The organism is Paenibacillus sp. FSL K6-0108 (assembly GCF_045040695.1).
Lineage (GTDB): Bacteria > Bacillota > Bacilli > Paenibacillales > Paenibacillaceae > Paenibacillus > Paenibacillus pabuli_B.
Genome location: NZ_CP150288.1, coordinates 3,526,938 through 3,541,529, shown reverse-complemented (window position 1 = coordinate 3,541,529; position 14,592 = coordinate 3,526,938). Strand labels below are relative to the sequence as shown.

At 42.8% G+C, this 14,592-nt stretch carries 16 protein-coding genes and 1 riboswitch; of the genes, 8 read left to right on the top strand and 8 right to left on the bottom strand.

Annotation, left to right across the window (positions count from 1 at the left end; translation table 11 throughout):
• The first annotated feature begins 47 nt into the window (after positions 1-47).
• Positions 48-410: a winged helix-turn-helix transcriptional regulator gene (locus MHB49_RS16120; RefSeq protein WP_405156856.1), complete on the top strand. Its 363-nt coding sequence runs from the start codon at positions 48-50 to the stop codon at positions 408-410.
• On the top strand, positions 403-786 hold the full coding sequence (locus MHB49_RS16115; RefSeq protein ID WP_247902833.1) for a helix-turn-helix domain-containing protein: 384 nt from the start codon (positions 403-405) through the stop codon (positions 784-786). The genes MHB49_RS16120 and MHB49_RS16115 overlap by 8 nt, the downstream gene beginning before the upstream one ends.
• Before the next feature lie 80 nt (positions 787-866).
• On the opposite strand, the gene MHB49_RS16110 is transcribed toward MHB49_RS16115, so the two are convergent.
• From MHB49_RS16110 to MHB49_RS16095, 4 genes are all read right to left on the bottom strand, one after another.
• Positions 867-2,321 (bottom strand): hypothetical protein, encoded by a 1,455-nt coding sequence (locus MHB49_RS16110; protein ID WP_405156855.1) that lies wholly within the window; start codon positions 2,319-2,321, stop codon positions 867-869.
• 348 nt (positions 2,322-2,669) lie between these two features.
• Positions 2,670-3,509: a formylglycine-generating enzyme family protein gene (locus MHB49_RS16105; protein ID WP_405156854.1), complete on the bottom strand. Its 840-nt coding sequence runs from the start codon at positions 3,507-3,509 to the stop codon at positions 2,670-2,672.
• A 220-nt stretch (positions 3,510-3,729) separates the two neighbouring features.
• On the bottom strand, positions 3,730-4,365 hold the full coding sequence (locus tag MHB49_RS16100; protein ID WP_405156853.1) for a glycoside hydrolase family 11 protein: 636 nt from the start codon (positions 4,363-4,365) through the stop codon (positions 3,730-3,732).
• A gap of 284 nt (positions 4,366-4,649) precedes the next feature.
• On the bottom strand, positions 4,650-5,567 hold the full coding sequence (locus tag MHB49_RS16095) for a hypothetical protein (protein WP_405156852.1): 918 nt from the start codon (positions 5,565-5,567) through the stop codon (positions 4,650-4,652).
• Between the two features lie 314 nt (positions 5,568-5,881).
• On the opposite strand from MHB49_RS16095, the gene MHB49_RS16090 reads away from it, so the two are divergent.
• The 3 genes from MHB49_RS16090 to MHB49_RS16080 all read left to right on the top strand — a co-directional run bounded on the left by MHB49_RS16090 (position 5,882) and on the right by MHB49_RS16080 (position 8,998).
• The gene (locus MHB49_RS16090; protein ID WP_405156851.1) at positions 5,882-6,544 is read left to right on the top strand and encodes an MBL fold metallo-hydrolase; all 663 of its coding nucleotides are present in this window, start codon (positions 5,882-5,884) and stop codon (positions 6,542-6,544) included.
• Between the two features lie 246 nt (positions 6,545-6,790).
• Positions 6,791-7,696 carry a helix-turn-helix transcriptional regulator gene (locus tag MHB49_RS16085; protein ID WP_111621392.1) on the top strand — a complete coding sequence of 302 codons (906 nt, stop codon included), beginning with the start codon at positions 6,791-6,793 and terminating at the stop codon, positions 7,694-7,696.
• A gap of 39 nt (positions 7,697-7,735) precedes the next feature.
• Positions 7,736-8,998 (top strand): MFS transporter, encoded by a 1,263-nt coding sequence (locus tag MHB49_RS16080; RefSeq protein WP_405156850.1) that lies wholly within the window; start codon positions 7,736-7,738, stop codon positions 8,996-8,998.
• 168 nt (positions 8,999-9,166) lie between these two features.
• Here the strand turns inward: MHB49_RS16080 and MHB49_RS16075 are convergent, their stop codons facing one another.
• Genes MHB49_RS16075 through MHB49_RS16065 form a run of 3 tightly spaced genes read right to left on the bottom strand, consistent with a single transcriptional unit; the run spans position 9,167 to position 10,749 of the window.
• Complete coding sequence (locus MHB49_RS16075; protein ID WP_405156849.1) at positions 9,167-9,652, bottom strand: nitroreductase family protein; 486 nt, start codon at positions 9,650-9,652, stop codon at positions 9,167-9,169.
• Positions 9,653-9,670: 18 nt separating this feature from the next.
• Positions 9,671-10,255: a nitroreductase gene (locus tag MHB49_RS16070; RefSeq protein WP_405156848.1), complete on the bottom strand. Its 585-nt coding sequence runs from the start codon at positions 10,253-10,255 to the stop codon at positions 9,671-9,673.
• Positions 10,256-10,266: 11 nt separating this feature from the next.
• Positions 10,267-10,749, bottom strand: a complete 483-nt coding sequence (locus tag MHB49_RS16065) for a MarR family transcriptional regulator (protein WP_405156847.1) — start codon at positions 10,747-10,749, stop codon at positions 10,267-10,269.
• Between the two features lie 219 nt (positions 10,750-10,968).
• Positions 10,969-11,050: riboswitch (ZMP/ZTP riboswitch) on the top strand.
• Between the two features lie 51 nt (positions 11,051-11,101).
• Between MHB49_RS16065 and MHB49_RS16060 the strand changes: the two genes are divergently transcribed.
• From MHB49_RS16060 to MHB49_RS16050, 3 genes are all read left to right on the top strand, one after another.
• Positions 11,102-11,953 (top strand): bifunctional 5,10-methylenetetrahydrofolate dehydrogenase/5,10-methenyltetrahydrofolate cyclohydrolase, encoded by an 852-nt coding sequence (locus MHB49_RS16060; RefSeq protein WP_405156846.1) that lies wholly within the window; start codon positions 11,102-11,104, stop codon positions 11,951-11,953.
• A gap of 192 nt (positions 11,954-12,145) precedes the next feature.
• The gene (locus MHB49_RS16055) at positions 12,146-12,910 is read left to right on the top strand and encodes a DUF817 domain-containing protein (protein ID WP_405156845.1); all 765 of its coding nucleotides are present in this window, start codon (positions 12,146-12,148) and stop codon (positions 12,908-12,910) included.
• Positions 12,911-12,926: 16 nt separating this feature from the next.
• Complete coding sequence (locus tag MHB49_RS16050; protein ID WP_405156844.1) at positions 12,927-13,739, top strand: undecaprenyl-diphosphate phosphatase; 813 nt, start codon at positions 12,927-12,929, stop codon at positions 13,737-13,739.
• Between the two features lie 118 nt (positions 13,740-13,857).
• On the opposite strand, the gene MHB49_RS16045 is transcribed toward MHB49_RS16050, so the two are convergent.
• On the bottom strand, positions 13,858-14,550 hold the full coding sequence (locus MHB49_RS16045; RefSeq protein ID WP_405156843.1) for a hypothetical protein: 693 nt from the start codon (positions 14,548-14,550) through the stop codon (positions 13,858-13,860).
• Positions 14,551-14,592 lie beyond the last annotated feature (42 nt).

Below are 14,592 nucleotides of genomic sequence, written 5' to 3'. Positions count from 1 at the left end.
TAGTACGCACTATTATGACAGGTACTACCCGAAAGGATAGCATAAATATGAGCATGGCTGAATACCAAGGTAAGGTTAAACATATTCAAGATACACCTTTTGGCTACACTCTGTCTGTCATTGGCGGTAAATGGAAGATGGTCATCATTTATCTTTTGGCAGAGAACCAACCGGTACGCTTTAATGAACTGAAAAGACAAATTGGAGCAATTACATTTAAAACATTGAGTTCACAACTAAAAGAATTGGAAGCAGATGGTATGGTCGAACGGAAAGAATATCCTCAAGTCCCTCCCAAAGTGGAGTACAGTCTGACAGATAAAGCGGAAACGTTATTGCCCGTTCTGGAAGGCTTATGTGAGTGGGGAGTACAAAATCAAAGGGAAAGAGGTGTGCTCGAGAATGATTAACTTTAGAAATAAAACGTATCGCTGTACCTCGGAAATTGTTATGAGCCTACTCAGCGGAAAATGGAAAATCTCTATACTTAATCACTTAACCAAAGGTCCCGTTCGGTTTAATGAGCTACAGCGACTTCTTCCTGACGCAACCCAACGCATGATTACAATGCAGCTCAGAATGCTTGAAAGCGACGGTCTCATTATTCGCAAGGTCTATCCGGTTGCACCAGCAAAAGTAGAATATTATTTGTCCGATCTGGGTGAGGAACTGGCCCCCATGCTACAGATGTTGTGCAAATTTGGCACGACCTATATCGAGAAATTTCCCGACGAAGTATCCTGCGACAATGATGACTCTCGTCGTGACATCGTTAATGTAAATTAAAGTAGTCGTAATTAGACGGCAGCAGCTCTGTACGATTGCGCTGCCGCCGTCATATCATCTGTCACGAATGGTTTAAGGCATTACAACACCAGAAATTGCGTTCCATACCCCTTTCCGGAAACCAAAGCTGTTTCCAGCTCCTCTTGATCTCCTTTAGCCAATAACACCACATTTTCGGGATACAGCTTGCCTAACAAAGACCACTGTACAAGTTCATTTCCGCCTGTTGGTATGACATGGACTCCATTATCCGTATTTGTCACCAATCCGGAATGCGATAGAATGTCTGCTACCTGATGAATGCTGGTCGATGTTCGCTTCACAGCAGAATCCTTGGAATGGTTGTTCTTTTCAGGCCGATATGAAAATCGATGTCCCCTGAAGAGCTGACCGAGGTCCACACTAGATTCTACACTAGATTCTACACTAGATGATGCATGACCTTCTCTCTCCACACTGAAACGCACGGTTGTTCGATCTGACCCTGTATTCGGAAGCAGTCTTGCGATGGATGGAAGCTCACTATGGTCTTCTGAAATGTGAAGGTAATCCTTGCTGCCAGGTATGCCCGTTCCTGCTTCATTTCGTGGTGCAGCATAATAATCGTCATATTCATATTCGAATGAGATGGCGACTATATCTTGTGTCTCTTCGGTCTCAATGGTTTGTACCGGATGCCATTTCAAAAGATAACGCGCAGCCGTTCCAGCCGACTCACCCAAGCCAGCTGGCAACACAGTTCCCAAAGAATATTGAAAGCCGTAACCTGCAGAGGTCAAACCCGAGCTAAGCACACTCTGTGCATATTTAACAATCGCCTTGTGCGTTAATTCCTTCCCGAGCAATTGAGTTAAAAAGATCTTACGGGCAGGCTCCAGAAAACGTAATCCTTTGTATTGCGTGTGTTCTTTGACTTCAAACGGTACTTGTTCCCAATTGGCAAAGGGAAGTAATGCATCCCGCAGCAATACAAATTGGTGCAAGTATTCATTATATAACTGCATAACTTTTGGTCCCCCATCGGGACCCCAAACCTGAGCAATAGCTTCCGGTATCAGGGTATGACCGTAGCAATGACTTCTAAATTCCAGCTGTCCAAGAGTTTCAGGTCCATATTTCGCCAGTGCCCTCTTTTCAGAATTAATCTCGCGTGCCCAGAGAACCAATTGTTCACCAATGCGTGCAGCCTGTGCCGTAATTTCAACACCTGCTTTATCCTTCAAAGCCAAAGATCCAAGCGGTAATGATGAAAGATCACCGGAGATTGCCAAATTGGCTTGAAGGCTGTCCAATAACACTGAAGGATTACCGTCTATCGGTTCACCCAGCTGAACCAGTATCGCCTCAAGCAGTTTATCCAGCTCGATGACGACCTCTTTTGCTCTATATATGCCGTCAGGCAATTTCCAATCCAAAGCCGCATTCTCGCCTGTTCTAATCGAGTCCTGTGAATATGCGCCAATGAGAGACTCAACATCTATTTCATTTCCCCATACGATCCGTTTATCTTTCAAGTGAAGCTGATATGCTGGCATTTTTCCCACCCCTTCAGTAAGATTTTTATATTGAACGGCAATTCAATTTGCCCTTCGAATGTTAGACTATCAGGTGCCATGATCGTTGAATAGTACGCACTTTTTTGTATGATCCGATCATTTTTGTGTCGTAGGATACTTTTTGATCCTGCAAAATAAAGGTTCAAATTGTACGGCAATGCATCACGTTTCCGATCCTGTGCATTTTGAATGAAATACAAGCATTTCAAAAAAGAGATGTCCTGGCTAATCTACATTAGCGTGGGCATCTCTTTATATTCAACGATTGAATTTGCAACGTATAAGCCTGGGCCTGCTACAATAGTTAGGGTACTTTGATTGTTTCGACTATTCTCCGCGAACAATACGAAAACCCTGGTCGGGACCAAAGCCATTTGCATCGAATTTCCCTCGAAAAGCGATCTCGTTATTGTTAACACCGCCGATCCAGCCTCCGCCTTTTACGACCCGAAAGGAAGCAATTTGACTCTCAGCATCGCTGTACCAGTCCCAGCACCATTCTCTTACATTGCCAGACATATCGTAGATACCAAGCTCGTTGGGCTGTTGGGTACCAATCGATTTGGTTTTGTTTTTGTTGCTCTCTATGGCAGGCCAGTTCCAGTCTCCAGTTAAGATTTTGTCCCCGGCGTTCTTCCAATACCATGCGACTTCATCGGCGTTGTTGCTGCCGCTGTATGTGTAATTCTTGCTCTCCTGACCTCCGCTTGCGGCATATTCCCATTCCGCTTCTGTAGGCAGTCGGTAACCGTTAGTTCCCTCATTAATCGTTACTGTCCATTTTATATTATCGTTATCATTCTTATTTTTCAGGTCTTGGGTATCCTTATTGATGTTGTAATGCGGCTTTAAGCCCTCTTTTATGCTTCTTTGATTGCAATATTCTACCGCGTCATACCAACTCACCATTTCTACGGGTAATTGATCTCCTTTGAATCCAGAGGGGTTATTTCCCATGATATCTTCCCACTCTTTTTGCGTTACCTCATATTTTCCGATATAAAAGTTCGACAGGGTCACATTTCTACCAGCGAAATTGGACTTGTTGTTCTTAAACGATCCACCTTGCACGAATACAAGGTTATCCTTCGGTTCGGGTTTATCCTGCGAACAAGCACTGATCACTAGCATTGTTGCTATTAAAAAGAACATCAACAGCTTTCTCATTGAACGATCTCCTTTAAACTAATGGGAAAATAAGTGGCTATGATGACTGCCATTCTCATCCGGCAACATCGAAGGCCATTTGTCTGACTGAAAACGGCCTTCAACATATCCGGACTGATGGTAGAACTGAGGAAAAAGGCATTGAGCCTGTCCCTAATGTATAAGAATCTGATTTACTTACGTTAAACGGGTCACCGTGGGGTTGCTTACCATGGATTACTTACCACACCGTTACGTTGGAACTTCCGCTGCTTTGATATCCTTCTGTCGCTAACACCTGGTAAGACCAACTGCTACCCAGATTCATTCCTTTGCTTGCCCATGCGTTCACATGGTTACTGAACGTAATAGCGGAGTTAACCCCGGTCGCTCTCTTCGACTGTCTTACGCTCCAGTACTGGGCAAAGGTTTGTGTACCGTCAATGGAAGGTGCATTGTATCGCATCGTTGTATAGATGTCATAGGTTCCTCCATCACTGTTGACAGTACCTTTAAACGTTCCGGTTGGTCGGTATGTGCCCCAACTATCTACAACGTAATATTCAATAAGTGCATTTCTTGTCCACCCGTAGAGTGTCAAATAGCCATTGCCGGATGGAGACCAAACCCCAGCATTATAGTTAATTGTCCGGTTTGGAGATCCAACATTCCAGCCTTTACCAACAACAAAGTTCCCCGTATTTTGCCATGTCACACTGTAATTTCCGCCCGATCCATTCACAGCATTAACCGTACCGCCGCCATCGGTCCAATTCTGCCAATAATCTGTCGCTGCACTTGAGGTTGCTGCAAACACGCCAAAACTCATGGAAGCTGCCAACACGACCGTCAACATTTTTTTGCCAAATTTAAACATATTATACCTCCCAATATGATTGTATTTGTCCTAACTACTACTTTCGTCTCATTCTCGGTTGAAGTTCTCTTAACAATTGACACCTTTTTCCTTTAACCTCCTTTCTGACTAAATTATAGAATGATAGCGGTTACATAAAAACCTGATAAACTATAGATTAATCTCTAATAAGTTTAGATTTATGTCTGCTTTCCTTCTAGAAATCGACTTGTACCTACAAGAAATCAAATATGTAAAAAGCCGCCCAGAAGGGCGGCTGAGAAAATAAATGCTATGCTTGGAAATTATATAATCCTCTCAACTTCTACTGCGTCATCTGTACCCTCAACCCACATATAATAGCGTGTTTTATCTTTATATATGCGTACTTTCGGATACAACGAATAGGATTGCAGGCTAAAAAAATTCGGCTCAACTTGCTTCCATACTTCACCATTTAAGAGTTGATAACTATTCCTTATACTGTATCCATTAAAATATTCGATCTCAGTATCAACATAATCAGTCACATTGTTTTGGAGATAATCTAAATAAGTGCTAAGAGGCTCCAATCTATTTATTTCTTCATTTAGCTGTGAGAATGGAACCTTTATATCTATGAATCCCTCTGACAATTCTGCAACTTGAGAGGGATAAAATCGAATAATTATACCATTATCGTAGTAATAAAATGGTGTGGAAGAGTTTATTGGAATATCATATATACTCTTTTCATAAATTGTAATTCCCTTATTATACTTGAGCTGAAGGTTATGAGATAAAATAGACATAAGATTGGCCTTTTTTTGATCAGAATCTACTACATCGTATAATGTAATTCGGTCACCTGTTGCAAGATCAAAATTATAAATAATGGATACATAGGTTCCTATATTATCATCGCTGTAATTGAGTCCATCTGTGTAAGCTACAGATAATATTTTATTATTATTGTACGTTGTTTTCACGCTCGTTTTGTACCAAGCTACACTATTATTCTGTTGGAGTGCCTTATTGCCATTAGCTACTTCTACTGTATGTTCCTTTAAAGTATCATTTATTTTTTTTATAACTATTGCATTTCCACCACTAATTTGAACATACGGTTGACCTTTATAGGTATGTACAGCGGTTTTAACTGTTGTTGAAGCTTCCGTTGAATTTGATAAGAATAATACGTAACTCGTTAAGAATAATAGTGTTGCCAAGATTAATTTCTTCAATATGACCTTGCACCTCCAACATTTCTATACCATCTGTGTATTTACTCAATAATAAAAGTTTACCATTTTGAATTCAGTTTTTTGCTCAAATTATTGTAGCTGTATAAGCTAAATGATCTCCCCTCCTTTTTTTATTTTACCATTAATTTTATTTTTGAAGGAACTGTCTATATCTCAAAATGTCATCTTAACACTTTTTTTAAGAAGTTATATCCTCCCCTTCCCTTTTTTCTATCCCATATCTTTTTAGGAACTTGATTCGTTTACAAAGAGATACTTTACTTATCAATTTCTTTCTACGGAGGACGAATATTATGGAAATTTCAAAGGGAGTCGAAATGCTCCATCTGGACTATCACGGGAATGTGATCCACCCTATTCTTGTAAAGGATCATGAAATGACTATTCTAATAGACACTGGTTTTCCAGGTCAATTTGAGGATTTACGTGTGGCAATAGAGCAGGCTGGCGTTTCGATAGACCAACTAAATGCGGTGATTTTGACCCATCAGGATGTGGATCATATAGGGAATCTTCCGGAGATTTTGCAGACACGTGGCAACGCTATTAAAGTATATGCACACGAACTGGATATGCCGTACATCCAAGGGGAACTGCCTCTGATCAAAGATGGTCAGCTGGAAAATCCGCCGAAGGGCACAGTAAACCATACTTTAATAGACGGTCAAGAACTGCCGTTTTGCGGCGGGATTCGCGTTATTCACACACCTGGGCACACACCCGGTCATATCAGTCTTTATTTGAAGGAAAGTAAAACGCTCATTGCCGGGGACTCCATGTACAGTGTAGACGGTATGCTTGGGGGAATTCACACCCCGACTACACCGGATATAACTGCAGCAAAGCTTTCGTTGAAAAAGTATTCATATCTCGACATTACATCTGTCGTTTGTTATCACGGGGGATTAAATAATGTAAATGTGAAAGATCAGATAGCAGCACTCATCCAAGATTAAAAATTTCAATATACTTTGGAGAGTATTAATCAGCTATTTAAAACCCCATCTGCTCATTTGGCTGTAAGTATAAATCATAAAGACGTTTCTTCAGGTGCTCGCCACCCGTGGAACGTCTTTTTTCGTTGAAGAGAATAAGTGACTCTTTGGGCATTTTTGTTGCAAACCTTTAATTGTTCGTATACAATAAAACAAATTAGTTGTTCTATAAATATAGAACAAGGAAGACGAGAGGAAATTGGAGCTATGAACTACAAAGTGGAAGTTGATTTCGCGCCTATTTATGAATGTGTAAGCAGCCTGACGGTTTTCATGAGCAAACAGAATCATAATGCTCTGGATGCTGGAAAACTATGGGTCAGAGAAGTACAAGATCGGTTCGCACCTGCCAAACTGCAACAAATGCGGGAGACGATGAAACTTGTAGGCGATTTTAGCCTTGCACCTTATATTTGGAGTTGTCCTGGAGAGCGCTCAGTGAGTGGTTTTTTGGATTGGCTTGAAGACCTAACCACAGGCCAGCTATATGACATCGCTGCTAACGTGAAGTTGTCCGTTCCCTCTAATCTCCCGGAACTGCGCAGTCGGACATCCGAAGCACTGCGTGAATGGGATGCCCACTATTTCAGTCAAATCGATTCGGCGATTATCGAAGGCCTTGCCTTAGAAGCTGAAACCAGACGGTCCAGTCTGAACGGAACCAATGATCTTGAGGTCTATGAGGAAGCAACGGAAGGTATGCGTCTATACCCTACCCCTCTGCTCAAACAAGTGATTCTAATCCCTCAATATCATGCTCGTCCCTTTGTCACCTCAGCCATCTTTGATGAAGTGATTTTTACCAGTTACTCTGCCGATATTCTCCCGCCAGCAACGGGTCGACCTGAACATCGGTTGTTGCGTCTAACACGAGCATTGTCCGACGAAACCAGATTATACATCCTCCGCCTGTTGGCAGGAAAGCAGTTAACATTCACTGAGATCGTAAGTGAGGTTAAACTCTCTAAGAGCACAGTACACTACCACCTGATTTCATTGAGGGCAGCGGGGCTTGTCATCGTGCATTATAACCAGAAAACGACCTCTTACAGCTTGCGCTTAGAAGCACTCAACAAGCTTTCGGAACAGATTTCAGCTTATATTGAAGAATGATGATAATGCCCTTTAACCTATACACACGGAGGAAAACTCATGCTTAAGCGCAGTTATTATGGTTTACTAGCTACTGTCACTCTGAGTTCATTTGGTGACGTATTTGGTCTTCTTGCTATGGAATGGCTTGTCTATGAAATAACTGCATCTAAGATGGCCATGGGTGCGATGGCACTAAGCTTTAGCATTCCAGAAGTGGCCATTCGGCTGCTCGGCTCGCCGTTATCCGATCGGTTACACCGAGGGCGGTTCATGGCAGTGCTTGCTTCTATCAGATTGCTTGCTCTCTTATTACCACTGAGTCTGGGACTCGCAGGCAACTTGCAATTATGGCACCTTTTTCTGGCCGCAGGACTAAGCGGGGCTTGTTCTGCCCTATTCATGCCCACCGCAATGGCAATTGTTCCCGGAGTAGCAGATGAACGCAAACTGGTGCGTGCATTTGCGGTAATCGACGGCTGCCGTAATGCAGCTGCTTTGTTGGGCCCGGCCTTAGCCGGAGCTCTTACTGCCGTAGCTGGGGCACTGCCTACGCTGGGCATCAACGCCGTTTGTTACACCGCCGCCATTGCCACGTTACTCTTTCTGCCCACAATGCACAAGCCAGTAGCAACTAAGTCCCCCTTTTCAATTAAGGCTTATCTCAGAGATATCCATGAAGGTTTCTCTTTTTATCGTCGTTTCCCGGCCATGCTTTCGATTATGGGAATGGTTTCAATCAGCAACATGTCTTCTATAGCGATCTGGACGATGATGATTCCTTTTGTTCGTGAAGTTTTAGATCGGGATGCCGCTGCTATGGGTACACTCACCACTGCTTCAGCATGTGGAACATTATTAGGACTATTGGTCATCTCGTGGATGGGTGAAATTAAAAGACGACGGACAGTTATGCTGTGCAGCCTAGCCGCCATCGGGCTTTTTAACGCCTTACTGGGTCTATTCCCGAGTTATCCGTTTGCGCTTGTTGCTTTATGTGCCGCTGGTGCAGCAGGACCTTTCTTTGGTTCTCTCAGTTCAGCTTTGCATGGTACGCTTGTCCCCGGACCTCTTCAAGGCCGAGTCAACTCCATACGGTTCCTCATTGGTGGCGGACTGCAGCCTGTAGGTGCTTTTGCAGGTGCAGCGGTTGCAGAACTCTACGGTCTGCCTTTCTTATTCTTGTCTTTGGGTCTGCTCCCCTTGCTTTGTTCGGCCGCCGCAGCTTTCCTTCCAAACCTGAAGAATTTAGATGGTGATTTATCTGCTTTACAGAATAGAGTACAAAATAATTCTCATAACAAGGTAATTAACACATTATAGGAATATCATTTTTTAAAAATAAGTGAATCTCTGGATTAGTCGTGTGTATCCACTTTAGCTGACTTGTAGTCTACAACGGATACACACCAGCATAAAAAAGAACGACAAGCCCTGCCAAGGCATGTCGTTCCTCACTCATTTGAATTTTCTTCCTTGCACCTTGCCCCACTACAACAGTTCGAACTGAAGCTGAGGTTCAGCTATCTCAGCATTCGCTACCGACTGTTCGGCACCATATCCCAATTCCAGAACCGTAGCAATACGCTCGTTGCCCAGTACGCCAAACGTTTCAGCACGGCTCTGGTCATACATCCAGTCATGTAATGTGCTGCGCACACCCAGTCCCTGTTCATGGGCAAGCAAACGAAAATTTTGGATCAAACAGCAGACGGCTGCAAAGTCCTCTTCCCGCTTATGATGATCCGCCTCTTCCTTCACCAACACCAGAAGATACGCTGGAGCGTAATCCTGCAATCCCTGCATGAGTTTTCCGGTACGATTATCGGCAAAAATAAATCGCCACGGCTCACGGAGTCCATCATTTGGCGCCCACACAGCGTGATTAAGCAATTCAAGGATTAGCTCCTGTGATACCGGTCGATCCAAAAAATCTTTCGGACTCTCCATACCTCCTTGCAGATCGGACAATTTCATTTTTATATCCTCTCCCTTCTAAGTAGTCTGACCCTGAAATACAGTCCACTTCTGCTCAGCGGGTGTTCTTTTCCGACTTCTTGGCGCTTTGTCGTAATATCCCATATGAAGAATGCCTACAAATCTTTCATCCTCACGCAGTCCAATTCCTTTGAAAAAGCCTTCATTCTGAATCATGGACTCTGTATCCCACAGCATTCCTAACCCTTGTTCCCATCCCAGCAGTTGGAAGCTCTGCATCACCCCGCAGGCAGCCGCATAATTACGGTCATTGGTCAGACGATCCGGTCCCACAGTCGACATAACAATGACGTGAGCAGGAATATCCGTAAACCTCTTTTTAAACACATCCAGCAGTTTTCCCGGAATCAACTTGCCGAGCTTGCTCTGCGACATCTGTTCCAGCATACAGTCTACCAACCGTTTGCGTGCTTCGGGAGTTCCGGCATAAACAACACGCCATGAGCCAGCTTCAACAGATGGTTGAAGCCGTGTGGCCTTTCGCAGCAATTCAACAACCAACTCCTGTTCCACCGGTGTAGCATTACATTTACGAATACTTCTGCGTTCCCTTATCAATTCCGCCAAACTCAAGTTTTTCACTCTCCTTCAGTTTATCTGGATTCCATATCCATGCTGCTCTCTTGAAGAAATTGATGAATTATCTTTAGCTCCGATTCCGAATATTTGTCCAAAGAACGATAGAACCGTTCAGCCTCAAGTACATGTAAACGTTCATGCAGTTCAAAAATCTTTTTACCTTGGGGTGACAAACGGAAATAGCTCTCCTTTTTGTTGTCATTCATTTTCGTGCGTTTGACGAATCCTTCCTCCAGCAGTTTGTTGCCGATCTTGGTAATACTTGCTTTGGACAAATTCATCGCCTCGGCAATGCCCGTATTGTTAATGGGTTCATGCCTGCCAATGCAATCTATCATATGAACCGCGGTCAAATGCTGAGGGATTTTATCGATGCTTTCCCGCTGAGCGATACTTAGAAAATGTTCGATTTCCGTATCCTTGTGATTCTCATATACATGTAAAAAGCGGATAAATTGGTCATATAGTAACTGTTTTGTTCGATCTTTTGAATCCATTCTTCAATCGCTCCTTATTTACTTATAAACAATAAAAAAACCTTAAGAAATAGACTTATTTCGTGAATATAAAATAATATTATTAACTGGTTAACAATATATCACAACTGATAACGGTTATCAACTATAATCTAACCATTGAACATTAGCATCTAGAAAAAGTCCATTAACTCTTGAACATTTCTTCTTTTTCGAGTACTATCAATCTAAACAATTTAAACGATCATATGTAACTGGCGAACACGGTGAACCGTGAGGGAGCATATGGTTTAGTCATAAGCCGTACGCCTGGGCAGAGGTAAGGAATATTTATTTCCTTGCCTCTTTTTTATGTTGAAAGGGCGATGTGAACATGAGTACTGACAAACTGATTTTGAATGGACAAACGGTAGCGGATTTTATGAAGGAAGACATGGTCTCTAAGGTTGCCATTCTGAAGGAAAAAGGCATTCAGCCTTGTCTCGCTACAATCCTCGTCGGAGATGATCCTTCTTCAGCGACCTATGTGCGTATGAAAGGAAATGCTTGCGCTCGCTTAGGCGTGCATTCCATTAAGGTCGTTCTTTCTGCGGAAACCACCACGGATGAATTGATTCAAGAAATTAACAAGCTAAATAATGACCCTTCCGTACACGGTATTTTGCTTCAACACCCTGTCCCGAATCATATCGATGAAAGAGCAGCTTTTGATGCCATTAGCATCGAGAAGGACGTTGACGGTGTAACGACCCTCGGTTTTGCACTTAATGCTTTCGGAGACGCCGAATTCCCTTCCTGTACACCACAGGCTATTATGCGTATTCTGGATTTCTACAATATTCAGATTGAGGGCAAACATGCGGTGGTCATCGGAAGAAGTCCAATTCTGGGCAAACCTGTCTCAGCCATGCTGCTTAACCGGAATGCAACGGTGACGACCTGCCACTCCAAAACCGTGAATCTGGAGGAAATCGTGAAGCTTGGGGATATCATTGTTGCAGCCGTAGGTAAACCACTCTTTGTTAAAGGAGACTGGATTAAACCAGGTGCTGTCATTATTGATGCAGGTTATAACAAAGGCAATGTCGGAGATGTGGATTATGAAGCTTGCTTTGTTCCTTCTTCAGCGATTACACCTGTACCGGGCGGTGTTGGTCCTGTAACGATTGCGACACTCATCGAACATACGATTAAATCTGCCAATAAGTTATCTGAGAATATATAAATGAATTAGCTTACATCAAGGTCTCTCCAATTGACGAGGGGCCTTGTTTGTTTTTGTATATGTTTAATTGACTTATCTCACAATTACGCACACCCGCAAAATAAGAAAATATCTATAGCTTTTTTTCTCTTTTTACATACGGACCATATCTATATTATTATGAACAAGGCTTAGGAAGGAGATAAAAATAACTTGAAACCTTTAGTACAGCTGCTGCATTTTGGTTATCATCAGGCGATGAGCTGCATTTTTCCTGTGGCGATCTTTGGAACGTTGGCCCTTTCTAACGTAATTCAGATACCCTTTCTTTATCGCTATGATGCCATTCTGCTTGTTTTATTAGCAGTGCAATACCTCATGTACCGCAGCGGATTGGAAACACGTGATGAAATCAAAGTCATATGTATATTTCACGTGATTGGTTTGGTGCTGGAGATATATAAAGTATGGATGGTATCCTGGTCATACCCTGAGCCTGGGTACACCAAGATTTTGGGTGTCCCCCTTTATAGCGGATTTATGTATGCAAGTGTAGCAAGCTTTATGTGTCAAATATGGCGCAGACTGCGTATGGACATGACCGGTTGGCCTGGGTTTGCATCTTCGGTTCTGTTAGGCGGAGCCATCTATATTAACTTTTTCACACATCATTTTATTCCCGATTTTCGTTGGTGGTTGACAGGGCTTGTATTTATTGTATTTAGAAAAACATGGATCATTTATCGGGTACGATTAACGACCTATCGTATGCCGTTAACAATCGCTTTTATCATCGTCGGTTTTTTTATCTGGACCGCTGAAAATATAGCTACATTTTTTAACGGCTGGAAATACCCTGATCAGCATGATTCCTGGCAACTGGTCAGTTTTAGTAAAATCAGTTCCTGGTTCCTTTTGGTGATTATTAGTGTCATCATTGTTGCCCAGCTGAAATATGTCAAAGCCAATCGAAAATAATGAGTAGGAGGATACAATGGAAGACGTAGTTTTGTGGTTGAAATATGTGTTATTAGGTATCGTACAAGGGGCTACAGAGCCTATTCCGGTTTCTTCAAGCGGTCATTTGATTATCGTTCAACGATTGCTTGGCATGGAGCAGAACGGATTATCCTTTGAAATTTTGACGAACACCGCCTCACTGATTGCCATTATGTTTATCTTTCGGGAAGATATTATAAAACTTATTGTAGGAGGCTGGAGATTCCTAATCTCTCGCAATGCGGAGTACAGAGCAGATTTCATGTTTTGTCTATACATAATCATTGGTACCCTACCCGCTGCGATCGGGGCTGTGCTATTCAAGGATAAAATTGAAGAAATATTCACTTCAGTCTATACGGTTGCGATCAGTTTACTGATCACGGGGGTTGCGCTGTGGCTCATTCGAAACCTTCGCGGGCGCAAAAGAGATGGCGATTTGTCGGCAAAAGACGCAGTACTGGTGGGTCTGGCTCAAGCGGTGGCTCTTATCCCGGGAATAAGCCGCTCTGGTGCAACAGTCATTGCATCTATTGCTGTCGGGATGAAACAAGAAACGGCGTTGAAATTTTCCTTTATGCTCTACATTCCAATTAGCATCGGCGGCGTAATATTAGGGGCTTCTGACATCGTAACCGATCCGCACCGAGCGCAGTTGGCTATACCTTACATTTTAGCGTTCATTACGACCCTTATCGTAACCTACTTTTCAATGAGATGGTTCATGGGAATTATGGCAAGAGGAAACTTGATTTACTTTTCATACTATTGCTTTGTAGTCGGAATTCTTTTACTTATTTTTTTGTAAACCCGAATTTCCTTGTAACGTATAAGGGAACAACCCCTAAACAGTGGGTTGTTCCCTTTTTATTGTTTTCCAAACTTGGCGATCCCCGCCCTACTCACAGGTTCCGTACAATCACTCTTTAACGCTCTCCAAGAACCATGGAACCACTGTCATTCGGATCATCCATTTGTTTATGGGTGACGAGCTCTCCTTTATCGTTGAATCCCTTTATTTCATACGGAATTGTTGCAGACGAAGGCAGTGATACAAACCAGATTATGCTTTCCGGCCCCACCTCAACCAGCTTGGCTTCGGTAACTACTGGTTTCTCATCCCCCTCGACCTCGACAGTTACATGCTGAATTGCCGGGTCTAATATATGTCCAAACAGCATAGGGAACGGTGTCGATATATTATTCAATTCAGGTATGCTCATGTAATCAAGCGCTGATTTGAATTGAGATGATTCACCAATGGAATATCCGCCACCCCATGCCCACTTCCAGCCAAATACGATTTTCCGGGCATACTCCATCTGAAGATTGCTGTTATTTTCCTGGCTAGATTTTTGTTTAAACAAAATTATGCCCCCGTCTACCGGTTCTTGATGAATGATGTGAAATGAATTATCCTTACCTCTAAACTTCTGGATCGCTTCTTCAGCCGTTTTCCCTATAGGAATATGGATGGTTTCACTCATTCCCATTGCTTTGGACATACGCCGATCGGCTAGTCCGCCAGGTCTGTCATTAACATAAACCAATGCGATGCATGATATGAGCAAAAATAAAATGACGATCGCAGTAATTCGAATGATTCGTTTGCTTCGCATTTTTGGCATCTCCCCCCTGTCATCAAATCAAAACTTTCTGTT